Origin of the sequence: Lacrimispora sphenoides, assembly GCF_900105215.1 — a bacterium.
Classification (GTDB): domain Bacteria; phylum Bacillota; class Clostridia; order Lachnospirales; family Lachnospiraceae; genus Lacrimispora; species Lacrimispora sphenoides_A.
The window spans coordinates 1,176,500-1,200,334 of the sequence record NZ_FOIP01000002.1 but is presented as its reverse complement, the minus strand read 5'-3'; the positions used below and the strand labels follow the sequence as shown (position 1 = coordinate 1,200,334).

Genomic DNA, 23,835 nt, shown 5'->3' with positions numbered 1-23,835 from the left:
AAACCGTCCTCCTAATAAAATTATATTCTATCAACGCAATAACGCTTTAATCAGTTACTGCAGCGACTTATTCTTTAATATAACATAAAAATAGTAAAATAGCAATGATAAAATGGTATATTAGAAAAGAATAAATGAAGGGTAAAAAAACACCCAGGAAATATTCCTGGGTGCAATTTATAAATAACAGTTTATTAGTCCATGGTAGCAAACTGGAAGAACCAGTATCCATATGGAGAATACCATGTTCCCTTTAACTTAGGATCCTGTAACCAGAATTCATTCCGGTAATTAAGCGGTGCAATGGCTGCATCGTTAAGGATCATGTTTTCTGCCTCATGAAGCTTCTCATAGTGCTCTTTAACATCAGCAGTGGAGTTGGCCTCATTGAGAAGCTTGTCAAGCTCCGGATTTTTGTACAAAGCATTATTATTGCCGCTTGTAGACATCATCAGGTTTAAAAGATTGGAAGGATCATCATAATCAAAACTCCAGGCATCGCGGGCAATCTGATAATCTCCTGCACGGCGGGTAGGTGTAAAGGTAGCCCACTCAAGGATCTTAATGTCTACGCTAATGCCAAGGTTTTCTTTCCAGCAGCTCTGCAGGTATTCTGCTACCGCTTTGTTATAGCCAGCATCATTGGTCATATACTCAGTAACAGGGAAGCCTTTTCCGTCAGGATATCCTGCCTTTGCAAGAAGCTCTTTCGCCTTTGCAATATCTGCTTCATGATCTTCAATATTAAAGAAGTCACCACCGTTATTCTTGCGTGTTACATCCTCAAAGAAGGTTCCGCCTTCTGCATCAGATACACCACGTGGAACAAAGTTAGCCGCAGGAGCGCCAATACCCTGCATAACGGTATTAGCCAGATAATCACGGTCAATGGCAAGACTTAAAGCTTTACGAACATCCGGATTGTTAAATGGCTCCTTCTGGTTCTGGAAATCTATATAGGAAATACCCATACCTGGCTCAACATGGAACTCTTCTTTGCCCTTAAGCGCCGGGATCTCCTCTGTAGGTACATCCTTAATCATGGATACTTCTCCGGTCTGATAAGCGCTGTAAGCCGCATTAGCATCTTCCATCAGGACGAATTTTAAAGTATTTAAAGTGATCTTATCTGCGTTCCAATAATTTTCATTTTTGGCAAAAGTAATATGAGAGCCTGGTACCCACTCAATCATCTTTAAAGGTCCGTTAGAGATATAGGTGTCAGGTTTTAAGCACCACTGATCTCCAGCTGCATCTACAACTGTCTGCTGCACCGGAACCATGGAGGCATGAGTAACCAGCTTTGAAAAATACACGCAGGGAGCGGATAATTCTACTACAAGAGTCTTGTCATCGGAAGCTGAAACACCAAGGGCATCCGGATCTCCAGCAGCTGCCTCTTCATAGCCCTTTACATAACCCAGCATGTCTGCCCCATAAGGAGCTGCTGTATTAGGATCAGCCAGTCTCCTCCATGAATACACAAAGTCATTGGCTGTCAGAGGAGTACCATCACTCCACTTCAAACCATCACGAAGGTGGAAGGTATAGGTAAGTCCATCATCAGATACATCGTAGGTTTCTGCCTGACCGCCTACAATCTTGTTCTCTGAATTTACGATCAGTAAAGGCTCAAAGGCATGTACGATCACGTTTGCACCATCAGCCGCACTATTTAAAGCGGGATCAATGGTTTCCGGGTTTGGACCGACCTGAACTGCAAGGTCAAGACCTCCAGATGATTCTCCTCCTGGGGTAGTTGCTTCCCCATTCGCTGCATTGGTAGTACCGCCTGCAGATGGACCAGCCGATTTATTACCGCCGCAAGCGGAAAGGATCATGCCGGTTGCCATAACAGCAGCCAATACAAGTGACATTTTTTTCATAAATTCCCTCCTATAGAATATATTTAAATCGGCACAGCAATACGTCCGACGTCTGTTGTGCCGATTTATTCTCAGCATAGCATAAAAACTATAAAATGGCAATGAAAATCAGTTTACCTTGTCCAGATGGTGACATGCAGCAAAATGACCGGAAGAAACCTCTCTCCACTCCGGTTCCTGGGCAGCACAAAGTTCATCCGCATAAGGACACCGTGTACGGAAACGGCAGCCGGATGGCGGATTTACCGGGCTTGGTACATCCCCTTCCAGAACAATTCTCTTAGATTTACGGCTGGTTTCGGGATCCGCAATCGGGATGGCAGAAATCAGGCTCTTGGTATATGGGTGCACGCTGTGGAAAGTCAGTTCATAGCTGTCTGCAAGCTCTACCATTTTTCCTAAGTACATAACTCCGATCCGGTTGGAAATATGCTTCACAATAGAAAGGTCATGGGCTATAAACAGATAGGTCAGTCCCAGTTCCTCCTGAAGCTGTTCAAACATATTGACAACCTGCGCCTGAATGGAAACATCCAGAGCCGATACCGGCTCGTCACAGACGATGAACTGAGGGTTCACTGCCAGAGCGCGGGCAATACCCACACGCTGACGCTGTCCGCCGGAAAATTCATGAGGGTAACGGTTTGCGTGCTCTGAATTAAGTCCTACTGTTGACAGAACAGAAATGATCTGGTCCTGTCGATCCTTTTTATTAGAAGCAAGATGATGGATGTCGATCGCTTCACCGATAATATCCCCAACGGTCATACGGGGATCCAGGCTGGCATAAGGATCCTGGAACACGATCTGCATCTTTCGGCGGTAAGGCAGCATGTTTACCTTGGTAATATCTTCTCCGTCAAAGAAAATCTTTCCTGCGGTAGGTTCATAAAGACGGAGCAAAGTACGGCCTGTGGTGGTTTTTCCGCAGCCGGATTCTCCAACCAGTCCCAGAGTCTCGCCCTTTTTTATTCCAAAAGAAACGTTATCTACTGCTTTTACGACCTTTTTCTCAAATAACTTGCCTCCGGCAACAGGGAAATACTGCTGTAAATTCTGCACCTCTACAAGATTTTTATTTTCCATCATGCATCTCCCTTCTGTGCCTGTTCATACTCCTGCTTCTGAAGCAGCCAGCAAGCACTATAATGAATATCGGATAAATCCGTATACGGCGGCATTTCACGCAGGCAAATCTTCATGCAGGCGCGGCATCTGGGCGCAAAAGGACATCCAGCCGGCGGATTTAACATATCCACAGGGCTTCCTTCAATAGGAACCAGCTTGTTGTGCTCTTTTTCCGTAAGCTTAGGAATGCTCCGGATCAGGCCTTTTGTATATTCATGGCTTGGATTATAAAAAATATCATCCGTATTGCCGTATTCTACTACTTTTCCTGCATACATAACTGCAATTCGGTCGCACATGTTTGCAACCACACCCAGGTCATGAGTGATCATGATGATCGCCATCCCAAGCTTTTCTTTCAGTTCCATCATCAGTTCCAGAATCTGTGCCTGAATGGTTACATCCAGAGCGGTAGTCGGCTCATCAGCGATCAAAAGCTTTGGCTCACATGCAAGAGCAATGGCAATCATGATGCGCTGACGCATACCACCGGACAGCTCGTGAGGATACTGCTTTAAACGCTTATCAGGCTCATTGATCCCTACAAGGGTCAGAAGCTCCCTTGCTCTTTCATTCGCCTGCTTTTTATTTTTATTTGTATGAAGCATGATCACTTCAGTGATCTGGTTTCCAACTGTGTAAACCGGATTTAAGCTGGTCATGGGATCCTGGAAAATAATAGAAATTTCATTTCCGCGGATCTTTCTCATTTCCTTCTCTGTCATCTTCTCAATCTGGTGGCCGTTAAACTGAAGGGATCCGCCAATCATGCGTCCAGGATAAGCTGTAAGTCCCATAAGGCTGTAGGCTGTTACTGACTTACCGGAACCGGACTCACCTACAATACCCAGAACTTCTCCTTCACGAAGATGAAGGGATACATCATTAAGAGCCTTCACTTCTCCAGCCGGGGTAAAGAAGGAAAGACGTTCATTTTCAATATTAACCAAATATTCGTTCATCGAATCTCTCCTCCTTAATCTTTCAGCTTTGGATCGAATGCGTCACGCAGACCATCGCCCAACAGGTTGAAACTTAGAATAATGATAGAAATCATAAGAGCCGGTGCAAACAAACGGTGCGGATAACTTTGCAGACCATTTAACGCAGCGCTTGCAAGACTTCCCAAAGAAGGCATGGGCGCAGCAACGCCAAGGCCAAGGAAGCTTAAAAAGCTCTCCGTAAAAATTGAAGATGGAATCTGCAGCGTAGTCGTAACAATTAAGGTACCTATACAGTTTGTAAGCAAATGTTTCTTAATGATATGACCGCTGGATGCTCCAAGGGCTCTTGCCGCAGTTACATATTCCTGCTCCTTTAAAATCAGGATCTGGCTTCGTACGATACGTGCCATACCTACCCAATAAAGCAGGGCAAATACAACAAAGATACTGATTAAGTTAACACCGATGACCTGGATCCACTGAAAACCGGGCCTTTGAGACAAGGCTTTTAGCGGTTGGTCAAATGCAACGGAAAGCAATACGATAATCAAAATATCTGGTACTGTATAAATCATATCTACAATACGCATCATAATCATATCCACCCAGCCGCCGAAGAAGCCTGCGACGGAACCGTAAAGGGATCCGATGAGTAAAATGATACAGGAAGCGATCAGACCGACCATCAGGGAAACACGGCTTCCCATCATGACACGGACCGCATAGTCACGACCCAGGTTATCCGTTCCTAAAATATGAGGAAATACTTTCTCTCCCGATTCTATAGCAGTCAGTTCTTTTTCAGAATACTGCATGGGAGCAAGATTTTCACTTCCACGGATCTGCTGTTCATACCTATATGGGTAGAATTGAGGGACTAAAAAGGACAAAATAAATACAACAATGATAATAGCAAGGCTGATCATTGAAATCTTATTCTTTTTAAGGCGTCTGATTCCATCCTTCCAAAATCCAACGCTCTTACGCATGACTGTCAGGCTTTCTTTTTCTGCATCACTTGCCGGGAGAAAGTCTTCTACATTTAGCTGTAATGATAATTTATTCTTTGGCATTTCTTTCTCCTTTCCCTTACTTCAGATTAATTCGCGGATCGATGAATTTATAAGCAACGTCGACCAACACATTCATGATAACCATTAAAGTAGCAAGGAAGATCGTAGTACCCATGATAAGAGGATAGTCACGTCCTGTAATGGAACCGATGAATTCAGATCCCAGGCCCGGAATCGTAAATATCTTTTCAACAATAAAACTTCCTGTTACGGTATAGGCCAAAAGCGGTCCTAAATATGTAACAACCGGAAGAATGGCGTTACGAAGTGCATGCTTAAAGATGCTGACCATCTGGGAAAGCCCTTTGGCACGGGCTGTTCTCATGTAATCCTGTCCCATAACATCCAACATGGAAGAACGCATCAGACGTGCGATATAAGAGGACGGATAAAATGAAAGAGCCATGACAGGCATAATGTAGTTTTTCCACGACGCAAGTCCAAACGTAGGCAAAAGTCCCAGCTTTAAGCTCAAAATATACATTAATATAGTACAGACAACAAAACTCGGTACTGCGATTCCGCATGTACTGAAGATAATGATAATATTATCAACTGCGGTTCCGCGCTTGAATGCAGCAATACTGCCTAATGGAACTCCAACAAGAACAGCGGTCAGAATTGCCATTCCGCCGATCCTTGCAGATACAGGAAATTTTGTTTCAATGATCATGTTCACCGTACGGCCGCGCTGTTTTACGCTTAATCCTAAATTGCCGTGAAGCAAATCCTTCATATAGGTGATATACTGTTCGCCTAACGGTTTGTCCAGGCCGTACTTTTCATTAAGGGCCGCCTGGGCCTGTGGGCTGATGGCCTTCTCTGACATGAAGGGGCCGCCTGGCACCATATTCATGACAAAGAAAGTAACCGTTGCAACAGCAAAGATGGTTACGATCGCCATAGCGATACGCTTTAAAATATATTTAGCCACTTTCCTCAACTCCTTTGGTATAGTGATGTCCGTCAGTTATGGAAACATTTGTCAATGGTAAACGGACACTGTTTTAAAAGAAAAATCCCATGGATACCCATGGGATTCCCCCCAGAATCCTGTTACAAGATTACTGCATCTGCCTAGCAACTTCTTCTGCAAAGTTCTCTTCCTTCTTTTCAAGACCTTCACCAGTCTCAAAGCGTACGAACTTTTTCACATCTACCTTACCGCCAACTTCCTTGGAAACCTGCTCCAAGTACTTTCCAACAGTTAAATCTCCATCTTTTACATAAGCCTGATCTACCAGACAGAATTCTTTTAATTCTTTGTTTAAACGACCTACAATCATCTTCTCAAGAATGTTATCTGGCTTATCCGGATTCTCATTCTTAGCCTGAACCTTTAAGATTTCCATCTCATGATCAATGAAATCCTGAGGAATTTCATCTCTCTTCACATACTTTGGTGTTAATGCAGCGATCTGCATGGCAATATTCTTTAAAGCTTCCTTTACCGTATCATTCACTACTTCTGCATCAGCTTCAATCAAAACACCGATTCTTCCGCCGCCGTGGATGTAATCAACAACGACTCCTTCGGTAACGATCTTCTCATATCTTCTGATGTTCATATTTTCCCCAATCACAGCGATCTGGCTGGATAATGCCTGAGCAACGGTTAAGGAGTTGTCCTGTGTCCAGGTCTCTGCAAGGAATCCTTCCATATCTGTTGCCTGGGAAGTAAGCACCTGAGTTGCAACATCAGCAACATAAGTCTGGAACTGAGCGTTCTTTGCAACAAAGTCTGTCTCACTGTTTACTTCAACGATTGCTGCAGATTTTCCGTCTTCTGATACAACCGTGGTAACGATACCTTCTGCTGCAATTCTTCCTGCCTTCTTAGAAGCAGCTGCAAGTCCTTTTTCTCTTAAGAACTCTACTGCTTTGTCCATATCACCGTCTGTTTCTGCAAGAGCTTTCTTGCAATCCATCATGCCCGCGCCGGTCATCTCTCTTAATTCTTTTACCATTCCAGCTGTAACTGCTGCCATTTGTTTTCCCTCCATCAATTGATTTCATTATTAATGCCCATGCTCTTTGGGAATAAAGGTATACCCGCAGGGCGTTCATTTCAATTTCGATATTTTCAAAGGCCGTATTATCACAGGAACCTTTTTCCAGTAAAAAAAGCTTCGACCCGCTTCTCAAAGCAGGTCGAAGCATTCAATCGCCTGAATAATTAAGCCTCTACAGTCTCTTCTGTTTCCTGAGCTGCTTCTGCTTCCTCTGCTACTGCCTCGCCCTGGTTTGCTTCGATTACTGCGTCTGCCATCTTGGCAACAATTAACTTAACGGCTCTTATCGCATCATCATTACCTGGAATCACGAAATCAAGTTCTTCAGGATCACAGTTTGTATCAGCGATACCAATTAACGGAATTCTCAGTGTATGAGCTTCCTGAACGCAGATTCTTTCTTTCTTTGGATCTACAACAAAAATCGCATCCGGAATCTTCTTCATATCCTTGATTCCGCCCAAGTTCTTCTCTAATTTCTCCCACTCTTTCTTAAGAGCAATAACTTCTTTCTTAGGAAGAACATCAAATGTGCCGTCCTGGGACATGGTCTCAATCTGCTTTAATCTTGCAACTCTGGACTGGATTGTCTTAAAGTTTGTAAGCATACCGCCAAGCCATCTCTCATTAATAAAATACATTCCGCAACGCTCTGCCTCAGATCTGATGGCATCCTGAGCCTGCTTCTTTGTTCCTACGAAAAGGATCTTGCCGCCTTCTGCAGCAATATCGGATACTGCCTTGTAAGCATCATCTACCATTACAACAGACTTCTGCAGATCAATGATATAGATACCGTTTCTCTCTGTGTAAATGTATGGAGCCATCTTAGGGTTCCATCTTCTTGTCTGATGACCGAAGTGTACGCCAGCTTCTAAAAGCTGCTTCATTGAAATAACGCTCATGTTATTACCTCCATTTGGTTTTACTTCCGCCCGCTTCTTATGCTTCCGGGGAGACCGGTATCCGGCACCTTCCTCAGGAATCCGCAGACGTGTTTTTTATCAGCTTAGCCAGTATAGCATATCTTTTTACACGATGCAAGTATTTTTTTACATTTTGTGTTCAAATTAAACATGTCCTACCATATTTTGTGTACAGATGAAACAACTGGATATGAAAGCATATTAGTCAGACATAAATTCAAATCTGAACGTTTTTCATTAACCTTCCATATAAAAAAGAGCAGTTTTTCACTCTGCTCCTTTTTCTCCTGACAATGGCTTTACATATCTTTAATTTCCCGGCGCTCCGGTATATTTTTTATGGTTCCGGCCTTTATGACTTTCAATTCATCAAACACCACATCGTTCAGTACCTTAATATAAGTTCCCTTCATACCAGAGGACCTGGATTCAATCACTCCGGCACTTTCAAACTTACGAAGGGCATTGACAATGACAGAACGGGTAATCCCTACTCGGTCAGCGATCTTGCTGGCTACCAGGATGCCCTCATTGCCATCCAATTCCTCAAAGATATGAGTAATGGCCTCTAATTCGGAAAAAGATAAGGTGCTGATTGCAGATTTAACAATCTGCACTTTTCTGGTCTCCTCCGCATTCTCTTCATTAACCGACCGCATCATTTCAAGTCCTACCACGGTGGTGCCATATTCACTTAAAATGATGTCATCGATATCGTATTGAGAATCGGATTTATAAATGAACAGGGTTCCTAATCTTTCCCCTGCAATATCAATCGGTGTGATGATAGCTTGGTATTTTCTGATATTGTCACCAGTGAAACCCAGCGTTTCCAGATTAACGTTCTCCTTTGTTGATAATATACTGAGCAAACGCTCATTTAACATGGTATCAACATAACCGCCAACCTGGTCCGCGATCAGCTCCTGAATCTCCTCGATGTCCGGTGTCAGACCTATGCCCAGCACCTTTCCCTTCTTGCTGATCACAAGAATATTCGAATTCAGGATCTCGGTCAGCACTTCACAGATATCGTTAAATACAACCTTATGCGAATTATTGTTATGCAATAATTTGTTAATTTTTCTAGTTTTGTCCAACAACTGTACGCTCATAGCCGAAAACCTCCTTAAGAATTTATGTGAAAAACTAAAATACACCTCTAATGATTAAATATTAACATTATTATTTTCAAATAACAATAGTTTTTTGAAGATTTTCGATTTTCTTAATAATTATTCTTTTTCCTATTTGTCAGCGCTATATCCACATTGCTCATTTGAGCATAGTAATTTGTTTCCCTTTTCAACCATATAAGCACCGCACTTTGGACAGGCTTTGGTAGAAGGCTTCTGCCAGGACATGAAATCACACTCAGGATTTGCCTCACAGCCATAATAAATTCTGCCCTTTTTGGTTTTCTTTATTACTACCTCTTTTCCGCATTTCGGACAAGGTACACCGACTTTTTCAAGATAAGGCTTTGTATTCTTGCATTCCGGAAATCCGGGACAAGCCAGGAATTTGCCATGAGGACCGTACTTTATAACCATGTTCCGTCCGCACACTTCGCAAATCTCATCCGTCACTTCATCAGCGATGGTCACAGATTCCAATTCCACAAGAGCTTTGTCTACCGCTTCTTTTAAATCCGGATAGAAGTTTTTCACAACAGTCTTCCATGGAACAGACCCATCTCCCACTTTATCAAGAAGGTACTCCAAATTGGCAGTGAACGTAATATCCACGATACTTGGGAAGCTTTGCTTCATCATGCTGTTAACTACTTCACCAAGCTCCGTCACGTAAAGATTTTTACTTTCCTTTGCCACATACCTTCTGGCGATAATGGTTGTGATGGTAGGAGCATAAGTACTTGGGCGTCCTATCCCCTGTTCTTCCATAGCCTTTACAAGGGAGGCCTCCGTAAAGTGCGCCGGCGGCTGGGTGAAATGCTGTCCGCTCTCAAGTTTTTCCAGTTTAAGGATGCTGCCCTTTTCCAGATTTCCAAGCAATACATTGTTATCTTCCTTTTCATCTTCCTGAACATATACGGACATAAAACCATCAAAGGACAGTTTGGAAGCGGAAAGTGTGAAGACATAGTTTCCTGCCCCCACTTTGACTGAAGTGGTAGCATAAACGGCAGACTGCATTCTGCTGGCTGTAAAACGTTTCCAGATCAACTGGTAAAGCCTGAATAAATCCCGCTGCAGGGATTCTTTTACAATAACCGGCGTAAGGGCAATATCCGTAGGACGGATCGCCTCGTGGGCATCCTGGATCTTTGCATTGCTTTTTTTCGCCTGTTCCCCAATTGCTACGTACTGGCTGCCGTACTGCTTTCCGATATATTCTCTTGCCGCAGTATCTGCTTCCTCTGCGATCCTGGTGGAATCGGTTCTCAAATAGGTGATAAGACCCACGGTCCCATGTCCTGCTACCTCCACACCTTCATACAGCTGCTGGGCAAGACGCATGGTCTTCTGGGTTGAAAAATTAAGTACCTTAGATGCTTCCTGCTGGAGGGTACTGGTAGTAAATGGTATGGGAGCCTTTTTAACTCTTTCTCCATTTTTAACTTCCTCTACCTGATACGTCTGATTTTTTAGACCTTTCAGTATCTTATCCAGTTCTTCCTTTTTTCCAATGGCAATCTTGCCGTCTTTATCACCGTAAAATTTTGCGGTTAAAGGCTTTTTGCTTCCTTCCTGCTTTAAAACGGCTTCCAGATTCCAGTACTCTTCCGGAATAAATGCATTGATTTCTTCCTCCCGGTCACTGATCAGACGCAATGCCACTGACTGGACCCTGCCGGCACTTAAGCCTCTCTTTACCTTAGCCCAAAGGAGGGGACTGATCATATATCCAACCATACGGTCCAAAACCCTTCTGGCCTGCTGGGCATCTACCAGATCCATATCAATTGTTCTCGGGGTTTTTAAGGAAGCCTTTATCGCATTCTTTGTAATCTCGTTAAAGCTGATCCGGTACACCTGCTTATCCTTCACTTCATCCAGCTTTAAAGCCTTCATCAGATGCCAGGAAATCGCTTCTCCTTCCCGGTCAGGGTCAGTCGCAAGATAAATCTTATCGGCCTTTTTCACTTCTTTCCTAAGTTTGGCCAGGATATCTCCTTTTCCTCTGATTGTTATATATTTGGGATCAAAATCATGCTCCACATCAATTCCCATCTGGCTTTTCGGAAGATCCCTCACATGTCCGTTAGAGGCATCCACTTCATAATTCGCTCCCAGGAACTTTTTTATCGTTTTTACCTTTGCCGGTGATTCCACAATTACTAAACAGTTCGCCATACCAAACTCCTCGCCTATAGTTTCTTACCATAATATTGATGGGATGTCTGTACAACACAGCCTTTGAGCTCTAATTCCAGAAGAGTGCTCAAACAATCACTGACAGACAATCCGCTTAAAGATATAATCTCTTCCAGATTCTTCGGTTGCAAATCTAGGCAACTATACACCATTTTTTCTTTTTTGACAAGTCCGTTCACGTTTTTTTCATGAACTCTTAATATATTACCACTCTGCAATTTGAAATATTCCAGCACAGAATCAGGACCTAACAAAATTTCTGCGCCTTCTGAAATAAGCCGATTGCAGCCTACACTTAAGGGATCTGTGACCCTTCCGGGAAGAGAAAAAATTTCTTTTCCCTGCTCAAGTCCCAAGTTTACCGTGATCAGAGAACCACTCTTCTCCCGCGCCTCAATAACTAAAATTCCATCTGACAACCCGCTGATGATCCGGTTCCTCATGGGAAAATTACAAGGTCTTGGCGCCTCACCCGGCATAAACTCCGTAATGATTCCGCCCCTGAGCGGCATCTGTTCATATAATCCATAATTCTCCTTAGGATAACAAATATTGATCCCGCAGCCTAAAACCCCATAGGTGTCTCCACCGGCTTCCAGCGCTCCCTGATGCCCTGCACCGTCAATTCCCAATGCCAATCCGCTTATGATCTGAATTCCTGCTCTGGAAAGCTCCCTGGCCAGGCAGGATGCCATTTGCTTCCCGTAATTCGTACAGTTTCGGGCTCCGATTATGGAAACCGCCGGCCTTTCATCATCAGGCAGCTTTCCTTTAAAAAAGATTCCCATAGGATATCCATAAATTGAAAGAAGCCGTTTCGGATATTCTATGTCATAAGGTGTAACAAAATGAATTCCTCTATTTTCCAGCTTTTCCAGCTCTGCTATACAAGCATCTTTTTTACGTTTCATCTCCTCAAGAATGGAAGCTTCCGTCTGTTTTAAAAGTCCTGACTGTTCCAGTTCTTTTCCTTCTATATTATATATTCCTTTATAGCTTCCGGTGTAATCATAAAGTCGTTTTATTTTTACCGCTCCCAGAGCGGGAACATGACAAAGCCAGTATAAATACTCCCGTTCCTCATGACCGTCCATAAATTCCTCCCCAATATTTCCCTTCCATGCTGCGCAGTCCTACCGCTTCTGCCAGATGGTTTTTTCTTATCCGTTCAGAGCCGTCTAAATCCGCAATCGTTCTTGATACTTTTAGGATCTTCTCATAGCCTCTCACACTGAGTCCCAGATTTTCATATACCTTCTTTAAAAACTTCTGCTCCTCGTTTCCAAGACTGCAGGACTCCTCAATCTGGGGCTTTTTCATGGAACTGTTAAAGTATATCCCACAGCCTTTAAACCGCTTTTTTTGAATCTTTCTTGCGTCCTCAATCCGTCTCCGTATGGCCGCAGAGGATTCACCGCCTTTTTTCTCCTGCAGTTCTTCGTATGTGACGGCCCCGGATTCTGCACAGATATCGATCCGGTCCAACATAGGTTTTGATATCCTGCTTAAATATTTGCGTACCTGCAGTTCAGAACATCTGCATCTTGTCCGATCCGGGAAAAAGCCGCAGGGACAGGGATTTAGAGCCGCTGCCATCATAAAGTCCGCCGGGAATTCATAGGCACCGAATATTCTGGTAACAGTTATTTTCCTCTCCTCAAGAGGCTGCCTTAGAAGCTCTATGGTAGTTCTTTGAAATTCGGGTAGTTCATCAAGAAACAGAACGCCTCCGGATGCCAGGGAGATCTCGCCTGGTTTTGGTATTCGTCCTCCCCCGGCAAGAGCCGTTGGACTGATGGTATGATGAGGGCTTCGGAAGGGCCTTTTTACCACCAAAGGCTCTTCTTTGGAAAGCAGCCCGCATACACTGTATATCTTTGATATATCCACGGCCTCCTCCATTGACAGAGACGGCATGATCGTTGGAATCCTCTTCGCAAGCATCGTCTTTCCGGTCCCTGCAGGGCCGATATAAAGAATGTTGTGCATACCTGCCACTGCCACTTCTGTGGCCCGTCTAAGAAAAAGCTGGCCCCCAATCTCTGAAAAATCAACGTCATAAGCTTCCTGCCGCCCCATCAGTTCCCCATTTCCATAGGAGCCTGTTTTTTGCTTCTCCGGGTCGTTTAACTGATCCGTTAAATCTTTCAGATGATCCACTCCAATAACTTCTATTCCTTCTATTACTAAGCCCTCCCTGACGTTCTCTCTGGGAAGAAAACACTGGATCTTTCCGTCCTTTTTTGCAGCGGCAGTAATGGAAAGGGCTCCTCTTACAGGCTTAATTTCTCCATCTAGCCCCAATTCCCCGGAAATCACACAACTGCGTAAAGCGGCAGGTTTAACCATGCCGGAAGCAGCCAGTATGGCCACCGCAATGGGCAAATCAAAAGCAGTTCCCTCCTTGCGTATGTCGGCCGGGGAGAGATTGATAGTGACTTTTCTTGCAGGCAGCCGGAAGCCGGAATTTCTTAACGCCGTTCTTACACGATCCTGGGCTTCCCTTACCTCAGAGGAGAGATAACCAACCATGGAAAAACCCGGAAGCCCATCACTGACATCCGCCTCCACCAAGATAGGGACCCCTTCCACTCCCTTAATACCCACACTATGAACTTTACTATACAAAAATTGCCTCTCCTTTCACTCTTCCTGCCCACGCATTTGGGGCAGGGTATTTTAATTCTGTTTCATTAAAACAAGCTTGGAAAACATGCAGAAACGCATCTGGAATGTTCCTGAACCGGAACCTGATTTTATGATAACCGAAAAATAGGAAAATGGCAATGTTTTTCTCACTCATCCGCCTGATTCAGAAAGAATCAGGAATCCTTTAAACTATGGGAAAATTCAGGCATATAGGCCCGGTAACGGAGCGGCATGTGATTACGCTGACAGACCGGATTTGTCCGTTCTTTTATGGAAACGCTTTTTCTAAAGCGCTGAAAAAGCTCCTCATATTCGTCTTCATCCGACGCTTTTTTCATTCGTCTTTCCCATTCCGGCGAAATTAAATCCACCAAAAACCAAGGCCGCATTGCCGGATGCAAAACTGCCTTTTTCCTGTTTTCATCATAGATAACCCAATTCTCTCCTGACAGGCGGTCCATAAAATGAGGAGCAAGAAGAACAAGTACATCATTCTTTGGTCCGATCCTGCTTACCAGAAGATCGCCCTCCATCTCCACAAACCGCACAAAGCCCGTGAGCAGATGAGTCTCATTATCAATATTACGGCACATCTGAAATATTTCGTATACCTCTTGAACCTGAAGCATATGAACAATTTTTGCACCAAAATGAAAACCGTAAATTAGAAAACGGTATATTTTATCCCCTCGGTCTCTTTCCTTACTTAACGCAGCCTTGTATACGGCAATATAGGCTTCCTCTGAAATCTTCCCTCTGATAGCCTGTACCACCTTATCAACACTCTGGGCATTGACCGGAACCTCTTCATACTGGCAGAACAGCTCCATAGTGTCCTCATCCCCTATAAGCCCAAGTTTCACATTCCCATGTCCCTTTCTGCTGGTCCATGCCGCGTACACACCGCTGAGAATGCCTTCCACGCTGTTCTCACACAAATAGACTGTCTTCATAGCCGGACTCCTCCCCAATCTGTCAAAGCAGGTACATTCATGTCATCAAACAAAGAAAGCTGCCGGAAGGTTCCTGATGAACCGATGTCCCATACTTTTTTATGTTCCTCTCCCACGAGGTGACTGGTAATAAAGTCCTCCTCAATCTTAACGGGATACATCATCCTGCCGGAACAGGTGATAAAGTAAAGCGCACGCTTCAATACAACACCAATCTTCTTTAAAGCATCAAAATCAAGCGGACCATTCCTTCTGGCTGCAACGATACGCTTCACCGACTTCACTCCCATTCCGGGAACTCTCAGGAGGGTATAATAGTCTGCCCGATTCACTTCCACTGGAAATAATTCCAGATGGCGCAAAGCCCAATCACACTTTGGATCCAGAAATACATTGAAATTAGGGCGAGCTTCGGAAAGCAGCTCTCCCGCCTGAAATCCATAGAAACGCATGAGCCAGTCTGCCTGGTACAGCCGGTGTTCCCGCAAAAGGGGAGGCCCCCCAGGTAGGGCCGGCAGACTGCTGTCCTGATTGACTGGAACAAATGCAGAATAAAAAACCCGTTTTAAATCATAATTCTGATAAAGCGCCTCTGCTACCATCATCATCTGGAAATCATTTTCCCCAGTGGCTCCCACGATCATCTGTGTGCTCTGACCGGCGGGCACAAAGGACGGAGCCTTTTTATATTCCATCAGCTCGTAACGATTAGCCGTAATTCCTTTCTGAATCTGCTTCATGGGAGTAAGAATCTTGCTCCTGCTTTTGCCGGGAGCCAGCTTCTTAAGTCCGTCGGCAGTAGGAAGCTCCAGATTGATACTCATACGATCTGCCAGAAATCCTGTTTTTTCGATCAATACCGGATCTGCACCCGGAATAGCCTTTACATGGATATAACCGTGAAAATGGTATTCCTCCCGCAGCTTTTTAAGGGTCTGATAAATCAGGTCCATGGTATAGTCCGCACTGTGAAGGACTCCCGAGCTGAGGAACAGCCCTTCAATATAATTGCGGCGGTAAAACTGGATCGTCAGCTGGCACACCTCCTCAGGTGTGAACGCTGTTCTCACAACATCGTTAGAGCATCGGTTGATGCAGTACTTGCAGTCATAGATGCACTGGTTAGTAAACAAAATTTTCAAAAGAGATATACATCTGCCATCTGCAGAAAAGCTATGGCAGATTCCGCATGCCGTCGCATTCCCGAGCGTCCCTGCTTTTCCCTTTCGGTCCACTCCGCTGGAGGTACAGGCAACATCATATTTTGCGGCATCTGATAATATTTCAAGCTTTTCCTGTACACTTAATTCTTCCTGAATCAGCATTTCATCACCTCGAACACACGTTCTTTTCTTTTATTGTAGCATAGGCAAATCTTTTTTTCAAGTGTTTTCGAATGTATGTTCTAAATTTTATATATTTAATAGAGTCCGGTGTTTATGAGATCTCTAAATGTGATATAGAATATGGAGGATCTTTTAAATAAGGAAAAATATGCATATTAAAAAGCAGCAGAAAAAGAGGCGGAAATACATAATCTCTCTCTTTCTGCTGCTAATTCATAAACCTGAAATCTTAAAGCCCCGCCCCCCTTGCGGTTGATCCATCTGCTGTTCCGGCACATATCCATAAAATTCCGCTCCGTCATCCGCCATCTGATTGAAGCAATCGGCTGGAGCTTAGAAACCTAGCAAAGCTGGATACAATGATAGATAGAACGATGGATACAATGATTGCTTCAATGATGGATACAATGATGGATACAATAATGGATAAAATGCTCCTTCCCATGGTTTCTCTTCAAGTTCAAAATGGGACAGGTTCTTTTATACAGTTATTTAAAAACAGAAGTAATTGTTCTCCAAATATATTTGAAAACATTCCCGACGCGGTGGAAAAAATTTCCTTCAGGATGAAAGTCTTCATCCACTTTTACGTCATCACTGTCCTGTTTATCTTTTATCTCCTCAGTACGCAGAATCATCTGAATACTTCTGGGAGACGGATTTTTTGCCGAGGTCATGGACATCGGAGAGGCTTCCAAATCAATGTTTAAAATGGTCGTATCTTCTATCGTATATTCATCCCATTTGTCATCAATCATATCCTTAATGGTATTTTTGGCGTTTCTCAATACCTCGGTCTGATTCAGTCCATTCCCTGCCTCATCTAACGTACCGGCAAGGCCGTTTAAGGTTTTCTCCGTACTGCTGTTTAAGGAATCGCCTACTACTTTCATCTGATTTTCAAGGGACCGGAAAAATACGTTCATGGAATCAATGCCTCTGGAGGCGCTGTCTGTCATTTTTCCTATATCATTTAAGGTCGTGATCATTTCATCATGATGGCGGTTTAAGATACCATTTAACCCATCCACAGAGTTGATCAGATCATCAGCCGTATCACAGATATTCCCTGTAGCTGTGGCTATGTCAATTACTCCGTTAATCGTTCCGTTTATCGGGCCTCTTAAGGAATGTAAGTCTGCCATCAGCATCTCGGTCATCCCCAGCATTTTTCCCAGATCTCCGGTCAGCCCCGCACCGCTGTTAACGATCTGCGGAAGAAGCGCTGCTAAAGGTGCGGATGCCTCCAGCATTTCCTTGGATCCATTGCTTGGGGTGGCCTTACGTCCGGTTTCCAAAGCGGAAGACAGATAACCGGTAAGAGCATTGATTTCCGGAATAGAGTAATCTTTTTCGTTAAACAAATAGGAAGATATCTCGTCTTCGTCCATCAGACCTTCATCCTGGATCTCCTGGATCAGATCCTGTAAGTCAGTATTTTTCATCCCTGCCGCCGATGTACTTAAGGTATTGCTAAGAGCCGCAAGCTTAGGAAGCGACTGCCCAAGGGATGCAAGTTCCCTTGCCAGCTGCTGCTGCTCCGTTGTCAGGGTATTTAAATGTCCTTCTATTTTTTTAACCTGCCCCATAAAAGCCTGGGATTTCATATCCGTCTGAGAATCCTTCGCCATTCTACGCAGGTCATCCACTTCATTCCTTAAATACCGGACACTATCCTGCAGATCTCCAAGATCCGGTGACAGGTCATCAAGAATTCCCACCATATGATTTGTCTGGGTCCTGATCTCATTTAAAGCATTTCCGGCATTCTGCGTATGGTTATAAAATGGCCGCATAGTCTGGGACAAATTGTCAAGAGCTGCCAGAGCCTCATCCGCATTCTCATACACCTTACCCTTGGAATCGGCAAATATCTGCCTGGTCCTGTCAAGTCCCCTGAGACCATCCGCCGTATCTGCGATGCCTTTTTGCATGTTTCCCATGGAGTCTAAAACCACATCCAGACTGTCGCTGATTGCATCTGCCGAATCCTCCATGGTTTCCTTGGCATCTCTTAAATCTTCAATTTTATCAAGCTGGCTAACTGTCAAAGGGACCATGGTAAAGATTAAGCCGGAAAATTTAAAATCATCTGTACCGATGTGGATGGAATAATGGCCTTCCTCTCCAGGCAGTTGAAAGAAAACAACCATATTTAAATTACCGATGGACTGCACCTGAGCGCCTTCCGCTTCCAGGCTTAAGTTTTTATCCATATCTACAACTGTGCTGGCCATTAAGGCCATGTTATTCCGGTAATAATCGGAAATTCCTTGATTGGGAACCAGATCTACATTGACTTCGATCAGGCCCTTCTCACCGGCCAGCTCTTCTGCCTTTTTTTCTACCCCGTTTAAACGATAACTTACTTTAATATCCCATGGAAGCTGGGATTTCTCTGTTTGGGTCCGGCCTTCAAAATAAAACCGGGTTCCTGTCTCTTCCGGAGAAAAGGTGATAGAGCCGTCTTCCCCTATCACGGGCTCCGAATGGTCCGTTAAATTCATTACCTTATCGTAAACACCGTAATCCACTACCATGCTGTTTCCATTCATCTGGTAATTCTTTACGATACTGCTTTCCTTGATCTCCCCATAAGGGTCCATGGTCACATAAAGCGTTTCATCATACTGGGGCACATCAGGCGAGGCCAGGGCCGGCAGTACGGACTCAAGGGAGACTATGATAGCCAGGCCCATACTTAAGATTCTATTATACTTCTTCATGATCGTTCTCTCCTTTGATTTTCACTTTTCCATATCTTAAACGTCGTTTTTCTCTTCTCTTTGCCGCACGGAACTGCTGATTCTGGATCTGCTTGTCAAAGGTGCTAAGCAAGGCAGGAAGAAGGGAAAGTACCAAAATCATGCTTAAAAGCGCGCCCCTTCCCACCAGGCGTCCCACCTGGGAAATTGCTTGTATGGACGACGTAAAATACAAAAGATAACCGACTACTGTAAGAATACCACCTGACGTCAGAATGGAAAGGGTACTTTTCGAAATAGCAGCCTTGGCGGAGTCCGTATTGTTCATGGTTTTTCGGAAGCCCAGATAATTATTGGTCATCAGGATGGAATAATCAATGGTAGCTCCCAGCTGCAGGCAGCTTACGATGATATATCCGATGTATACCAAGTAGTCTCCCAATACATAAGGTAACGTCATGTTTAAATAAATGGCCACTTCAATCGGTATAATTACAAGGATCGGTACCAGAACAGACCGGAAGGTTGCAAAAACAACCAAAGCCACTCCCGCCAAAGATAACAGTGAAACCTTATTGTAGTCATCCGTTAAAATGTCACGGATATCTATCGTCGTGGGGGTCATGCCTATTACATAGGCATCTTCCGGATAGTACTCCCTGATCAATTGTTCCAGTTTTTGACTGCATTCAAAGGCATACGGACTCTCCTGGACCGTGTTTAGGGAAATCAAAAGCCTGGCGTACTTTTCACTCCGAAGCTGTTCCGACACTTTTTCCGGAAGAAAGCTTTCCGGAATTCCCTTCGGTATGGTCCCTGCCATGGACATGGCATAATTCACAAAATCTAAGTCCTCCAAAGCTTCTGTCAGCTGCCGTTCAGTCACAACAGATCCATTGGGAACAATTCCAATGATCATATTTGATTTTCCGAATTCCTCATTGATTGCCCTGGTATCCTCATAAACTCTGGTTCCAGGTCCGGCTCCGATGGCATCATCCCCGTAGTAGAAAACGTTCATGCTCTGTCCGAAATAACAGGGAACAGCCAGGAAAATGGCAATTACAAAAACAGGCTTCCGGATCTGGTTCATCAATACTGCAAACCGGTCAAAAGAAGGTAGGAATGGTTTATGAGCTGTTTTTTCAATCTTATCATTAAAGTGCAGGATCAAGGTCGGCATAAGGAACAGTACGGTAGCCAGGCTGCAGAGAATTCCCTTCGTCAGCACAAAACCCACGTCCTTACCGATGGTAAAACGCATGAACGCAATCACAAGAAATCCTACAATAGTAGTAGCGCCACTTGCCAGAATAGAACTGCAGGATTCCTTTACTGCCAATTCCATGGCTTCGTGTATCTCAATGCCGGTATTCTTAATTGCTGTAAAAGTATGTAAAAGGAAAATGGAATAATCCATAGACACTGCCAATTGCAAAATGGCTGCCGTGGAAAAGGTAAAAAATGATATGCTGCCAAACATCAGGTTGGATCCCATATTCATAACGATGGCCACTATCATAACGAAAATGAACAAAAACGGCTCCATCCAGGATGTTGTGGTAAGGGTTAAGATCACCCAGATGATTACTAACGCCATTCCAATAGCCATGGTAATCTCTTTTGTTATGGACTCTTCCCGCTCTTTACTGGATACGGCGCTTCCTGCAAAATAGCCTCTGTCTTTTCCTACAATTTCATAAATCCCGTCTACCGCTTTCCGGGTCACCGGACTATCATCACCATTTTCAAATATTACATCCATCTGAGCATACCCATCATGATAATAGTCTTCCATGGAAAAGGCATCCACAGACATCATATCGGTGATCCCCTGATCCAAAAATGAGGCTCCCATATAGACATTTGTTGTCATATCAGGACCTATGACCAGGTCCACCCCTTCCAGATCCGATATCTGCTGCCTTATTTTTTGAGCTTCCGGAAGGCTTACATCCTCTACCATGATCCGTGCCATTCCAGGATATCCAAACTCATCCTCCATCACATCAAGGGCCTGTTTCGTCTGGGCAAACTGCGGCAGGTATTTACTTAAATCGTAATTGACCTTTACAAAAGGAAAACAGATTGCACAGATGATGGCCGTAAGAAAGAAAAAAATCTCTATTTCCTTTCCCTTAAACACAATGATATGTACGATTCTATCAAATAAACTTTTGTCTTTTTTCATATCTTCCTCCATTACCCATCATTTTTCTTTTAACGGATCCTTAATTGACTTTTGAACACGTGTACATTATAATACTCTTGTAAATAAGTTTCAATAATCAATGAACGAAGAAAAATCCATTAATAAACAAAAAATCTTTTTTCATGCAATACTCAACACTCTTTGATATAGCGTTCATGATTTTCAGAGATTCAGGCTCTGAAATGAGAAACAAGTCCAGAAACACAATTGGAGGAATCATATGGAAACTCAAAAACAGGATCGCCGCATCCGAAAAACTCAGAAGTTATTGAAAGAAAGCCTTCTTGAACTCATGGAAAAAAAGGACTTTAAGAATATTTCCGTGAAAGACATCACGGAACTGGCAGATTTAAACCGGGGTACATTTTATCTTCACTATGCAGATACTTACAGCCTGTTACAGGAAATGGAATCCGAAGTCTTAGATGATTTTCAGGATATGGTAAGTAACTGCCGCTATGCCTTTAAAAAGGGGTCACTCCTGCCCGTTGTTATACCAATCATTCATTATATTGAAGAGAACAAAAAGATATGTAAAATCCTTTTTGAGAATAGCTCCTCCAATGATTTTGTAAACCGCTTCCATACCCTTGTCTTAAAAAACGGTACAACAATCATCAGGGAGCAGTATCCTGCTGCCAGGGAAGTACCCCTGAACTACTACCTTGAATTTATCACTTATGGACTAACCGGTGTCCTGAAACAATGGCTTGATACGGATATGCAGCAGCCAAAGGAAGAGGTAGCCGAATTTGTGGATAAGATGATCATGGGAACTGCACAAAAGCTCCTTGCTGTTTAAACAAATCATTTTTTGTCCGAAATCCTTATTTTTTGTCTGGAATCAACCGATATATGGGTAGCGATGTCATACAGCCATTTAACTGTATGTTGCATCAATAATTACACAAGGATGAACTTTATGCTAAAAAATATAAAATCCAAAAACGAGAAGATACCCAAGACAACCTCAAAAAAAGGGAATGCAGTAAAAAACAAACAAAATAAAGCAAAACCGGCCAAAGTTCCAAAAGACAAAGGAAAAAGTCTATTACCTAAAAATAAAAGAGTTCTCGTATTGATGGGAGCCGCCCTGCTGATCGTTATTATGGGATCTGTTCAGGCCATTATTCTGCTTACTTCCCAAAAGAAGGGGGAGCCGGAAGAAAAGGCAGGAGTTGCGCCAACCTACTACTTTTCGAAAGAAGAAGATATTTCTTCGGTTACTGAAATTGTTGGTGAACGCGATTTTGAAAAATTGGAGGCTTCCGAAACCAGCCCTGATACAGAAACGAAGGAACCCGTTGATCAGAACAATATACCTGAGGAATCTTCTGCCGGCACTGCTTCACGAACCTCCGGCCTTGGGGCGAGTTACAAGTATATTCATGTGGAAGATACCTCCGCTGATATAAAAAGCTACATGGATTATCTGGAAGGAAAAAAGAATTTCATTAACGTAACGGATAAACCCGAACAGTCAGAGTCCGGACAGCCTTCTGCAGACGAGACCCTTAAGACAAGCTCAGAGTTTTATCAGCTTGCCGGGCCGTCTAAAGATTCCGCTTCCTATCTTTCCATTACCCTGGAATCCGAAGCAGACAGCTATACCGTAACCACAAGTAAAGAAAACCAGCCCTGGAGCACCTATTTTAAAGACCAGTGGAATCAGCAGAAAAAGATAATCGCGGATTTTGAAAAACAGCCAAAAGCGACCAATACCATAGAGCAGGCAGAGGATGCCGTCCGCTCCCTAAGTCAGGAAAAGCTTGGCCTGGCGGAAGCTGCCGACTCTTACGAATTTATCGCATCTCCTGGAATATCTAAAATCGACGGAAAAAATTACTATACAGTCAGGACATACAAACGACTGCCTGACAGTACCCTGATTTATATTGCCACCTATTTATTTGACTATGAAACCAGCAATGTGGCCTTTCAGTACGATGAAGTAACAGGAAATGCAACTCCGCTTGGATGATATCACACGAAAAAGACGGACAGTCCTTACGGACCGGTTCCGTCTTTTCCTATTTTTCTTTTTATGCTATAGTAAGCTTATTAAAAACAGAAGGAGATGTTATTATGGAATTTTTACAATTGGCAAAAGAACGTTACTCAATGAGAAAATTCAGCGACCGGAAAATAGAAAAGGAAAAACTGGATTTGATCCTGGAAGCAGGAAGAATCGCTCCTACTGCTGTGAATTATCAACCCCAGCGGATTCTTGTCATTGACAGTGAAGAAAATCTTGCTAAATTAAAATCCTGCACCACCTATCATTTTCATGCTCCTCTGGCTTTGCTGGTATGTTATGATTCCACAGTCAGCTGGAAAAGGTCTTATGACAATAAGGATATGGGAGAAGTTGACGCAAGCATAGTTGCCACGCAGATGATGCTTGAAGCGGTTGATTTAGGATTAGGCAGTACCTGGGTAGGTCATTTTAACCCTGTATGCATCCGTTCGTCATTTGATATTCCGGAACATTTAATTCCCGTTGCTCTGCTTCCCATGGGTTATCCCGGAGAAAACTGCGCTCCTCACCCTCTTCATGAGAAACGGTTTGCTATAGACCATACTGTTTTCTACAACTCCTTTAGCGGCATTGACTCCCCCAAAGAACGGTAACCTTTCATGAACCCCCATATGCATGCATAAGA

General features: G+C 43.6%; 19 protein-coding genes. 3 read left to right on the top strand and 16 right to left on the bottom strand.

The annotated features are described in order from the left end of the window. Window positions 1-194: 194 nt before the first annotated feature. From BMW45_RS22260 to BMW45_RS22185, 16 genes are all read right to left on the bottom strand, one after another. Complete coding sequence (locus tag BMW45_RS22260; protein ID WP_092249116.1) at window positions 195-1,886, bottom strand: peptide ABC transporter substrate-binding protein; 1,692 nt, start codon at window positions 1,884-1,886, stop codon at window positions 195-197. A 108-nt stretch (window positions 1,887-1,994) separates the two neighbouring features. Beyond that, entirely contained in the window at window positions 1,995-2,972 is a 978-nt protein-coding gene (locus tag BMW45_RS22255) for an ABC transporter ATP-binding protein (RefSeq protein ID WP_334292479.1), read from the bottom strand. Further along, window positions 2,972-3,976: an ABC transporter ATP-binding protein gene (locus tag BMW45_RS22250; RefSeq protein WP_092249113.1), complete on the bottom strand. Its 1,005-nt coding sequence runs from the start codon at window positions 3,974-3,976 to the stop codon at window positions 2,972-2,974. The genes BMW45_RS22255 and BMW45_RS22250 overlap by 1 nt, the downstream gene beginning before the upstream one ends. Window positions 3,977-3,990: 14 nt before the next feature. Continuing rightward, complete coding sequence (locus tag BMW45_RS22245; RefSeq protein ID WP_025232843.1) at window positions 3,991-5,031, bottom strand: ABC transporter permease; 1,041 nt, start codon at window positions 5,029-5,031, stop codon at window positions 3,991-3,993. 16 nt (window positions 5,032-5,047) lie between these two features. Beyond that, window positions 5,048-5,965: an ABC transporter permease gene (locus tag BMW45_RS22240; RefSeq protein WP_025232842.1), complete on the bottom strand. Its 918-nt coding sequence runs from the start codon at window positions 5,963-5,965 to the stop codon at window positions 5,048-5,050. 130 nt (window positions 5,966-6,095) lie between these two features. Beyond that, entirely contained in the window at window positions 6,096-7,019 is a 924-nt protein-coding gene (gene tsf, locus BMW45_RS22235; RefSeq protein ID WP_025232841.1) for a translation elongation factor Ts, read from the bottom strand. Window positions 7,020-7,207: 188 nt separating this feature from the next. Further along, window positions 7,208-7,948 carry a 30S ribosomal protein S2 gene (gene rpsB / locus BMW45_RS22230; RefSeq protein WP_025232840.1) on the bottom strand — a complete coding sequence of 247 codons (741 nt, stop codon included), beginning with the start codon at window positions 7,946-7,948 and terminating at the stop codon, window positions 7,208-7,210. A gap of 320 nt (window positions 7,949-8,268) precedes the next feature. Further along, window positions 8,269-9,084: a GTP-sensing pleiotropic transcriptional regulator CodY gene (gene codY, locus BMW45_RS22225; protein ID WP_025232839.1), complete on the bottom strand. Its 816-nt coding sequence runs from the start codon at window positions 9,082-9,084 to the stop codon at window positions 8,269-8,271. A gap of 132 nt (window positions 9,085-9,216) precedes the next feature. Next, window positions 9,217-11,286, bottom strand: coding sequence for a type I DNA topoisomerase (gene topA / locus BMW45_RS22220; RefSeq protein ID WP_092249110.1), 2,070 nt, complete (start codon window positions 11,284-11,286; stop codon window positions 9,217-9,219). Between the two features lie 14 nt (window positions 11,287-11,300). Next, window positions 11,301-12,401: a DNA-processing protein DprA gene (gene dprA, locus BMW45_RS22215; RefSeq protein ID WP_092249107.1), complete on the bottom strand. Its 1,101-nt coding sequence runs from the start codon at window positions 12,399-12,401 to the stop codon at window positions 11,301-11,303. Further along, entirely contained in the window at window positions 12,388-13,935 is a 1,548-nt protein-coding gene (locus tag BMW45_RS22210; RefSeq protein WP_092249104.1) for a YifB family Mg chelatase-like AAA ATPase, read from the bottom strand. The genes dprA and BMW45_RS22210 overlap by 14 nt, the downstream gene beginning before the upstream one ends. Window positions 13,936-14,129: 194 nt before the next feature. After that, on the bottom strand, window positions 14,130-14,909 hold the full coding sequence (locus BMW45_RS22200) for a TIGR03915 family putative DNA repair protein (protein ID WP_092249099.1): 780 nt from the start codon (window positions 14,907-14,909) through the stop codon (window positions 14,130-14,132). Continuing rightward, window positions 14,906-16,234, bottom strand: a complete 1,329-nt coding sequence (locus BMW45_RS22195) for a putative DNA modification/repair radical SAM protein (protein ID WP_025232835.1) — start codon at window positions 16,232-16,234, stop codon at window positions 14,906-14,908. The genes BMW45_RS22200 and BMW45_RS22195 overlap by 4 nt, the downstream gene beginning before the upstream one ends. A gap of 319 nt (window positions 16,235-16,553) precedes the next feature. Beyond that, window positions 16,554-16,700 carry a hypothetical protein gene (locus tag BMW45_RS28075; protein ID WP_166433443.1) on the bottom strand — a complete coding sequence of 49 codons (147 nt, stop codon included), beginning with the start codon at window positions 16,698-16,700 and terminating at the stop codon, window positions 16,554-16,556. 43 nt (window positions 16,701-16,743) lie between these two features. Next, entirely contained in the window at window positions 16,744-18,981 is a 2,238-nt protein-coding gene (locus tag BMW45_RS22190; RefSeq protein ID WP_092249096.1) for a hypothetical protein, read from the bottom strand. Then, complete coding sequence (locus BMW45_RS22185) at window positions 18,968-21,151, bottom strand: efflux RND transporter permease subunit (protein WP_092249094.1); 2,184 nt, start codon at window positions 21,149-21,151, stop codon at window positions 18,968-18,970. The genes BMW45_RS22190 and BMW45_RS22185 overlap by 14 nt, the downstream gene beginning before the upstream one ends. 241 nt (window positions 21,152-21,392) lie before the next feature. Between BMW45_RS22185 and BMW45_RS22180 the strand changes: the two genes are divergently transcribed. From BMW45_RS22180 to BMW45_RS22170, 3 genes are all read left to right on the top strand, one after another. Beyond that, the gene (locus BMW45_RS22180; protein WP_025232832.1) at window positions 21,393-21,974 is read left to right on the top strand and encodes a TetR/AcrR family transcriptional regulator; all 582 of its coding nucleotides are present in this window, start codon (window positions 21,393-21,395) and stop codon (window positions 21,972-21,974) included. A 120-nt stretch (window positions 21,975-22,094) separates the two neighbouring features. After that, window positions 22,095-23,153, top strand: coding sequence for a hypothetical protein (locus BMW45_RS22175; RefSeq protein ID WP_092249092.1), 1,059 nt, complete (start codon window positions 22,095-22,097; stop codon window positions 23,151-23,153). Between the two features lie 104 nt (window positions 23,154-23,257). Next, a complete protein-coding gene (locus tag BMW45_RS22170; protein WP_092251159.1) occupies window positions 23,258-23,803 on the top strand; it encodes a nitroreductase family protein in 546 nt (181 codons plus the stop codon). Window positions 23,804-23,835 lie beyond the last annotated feature (32 nt).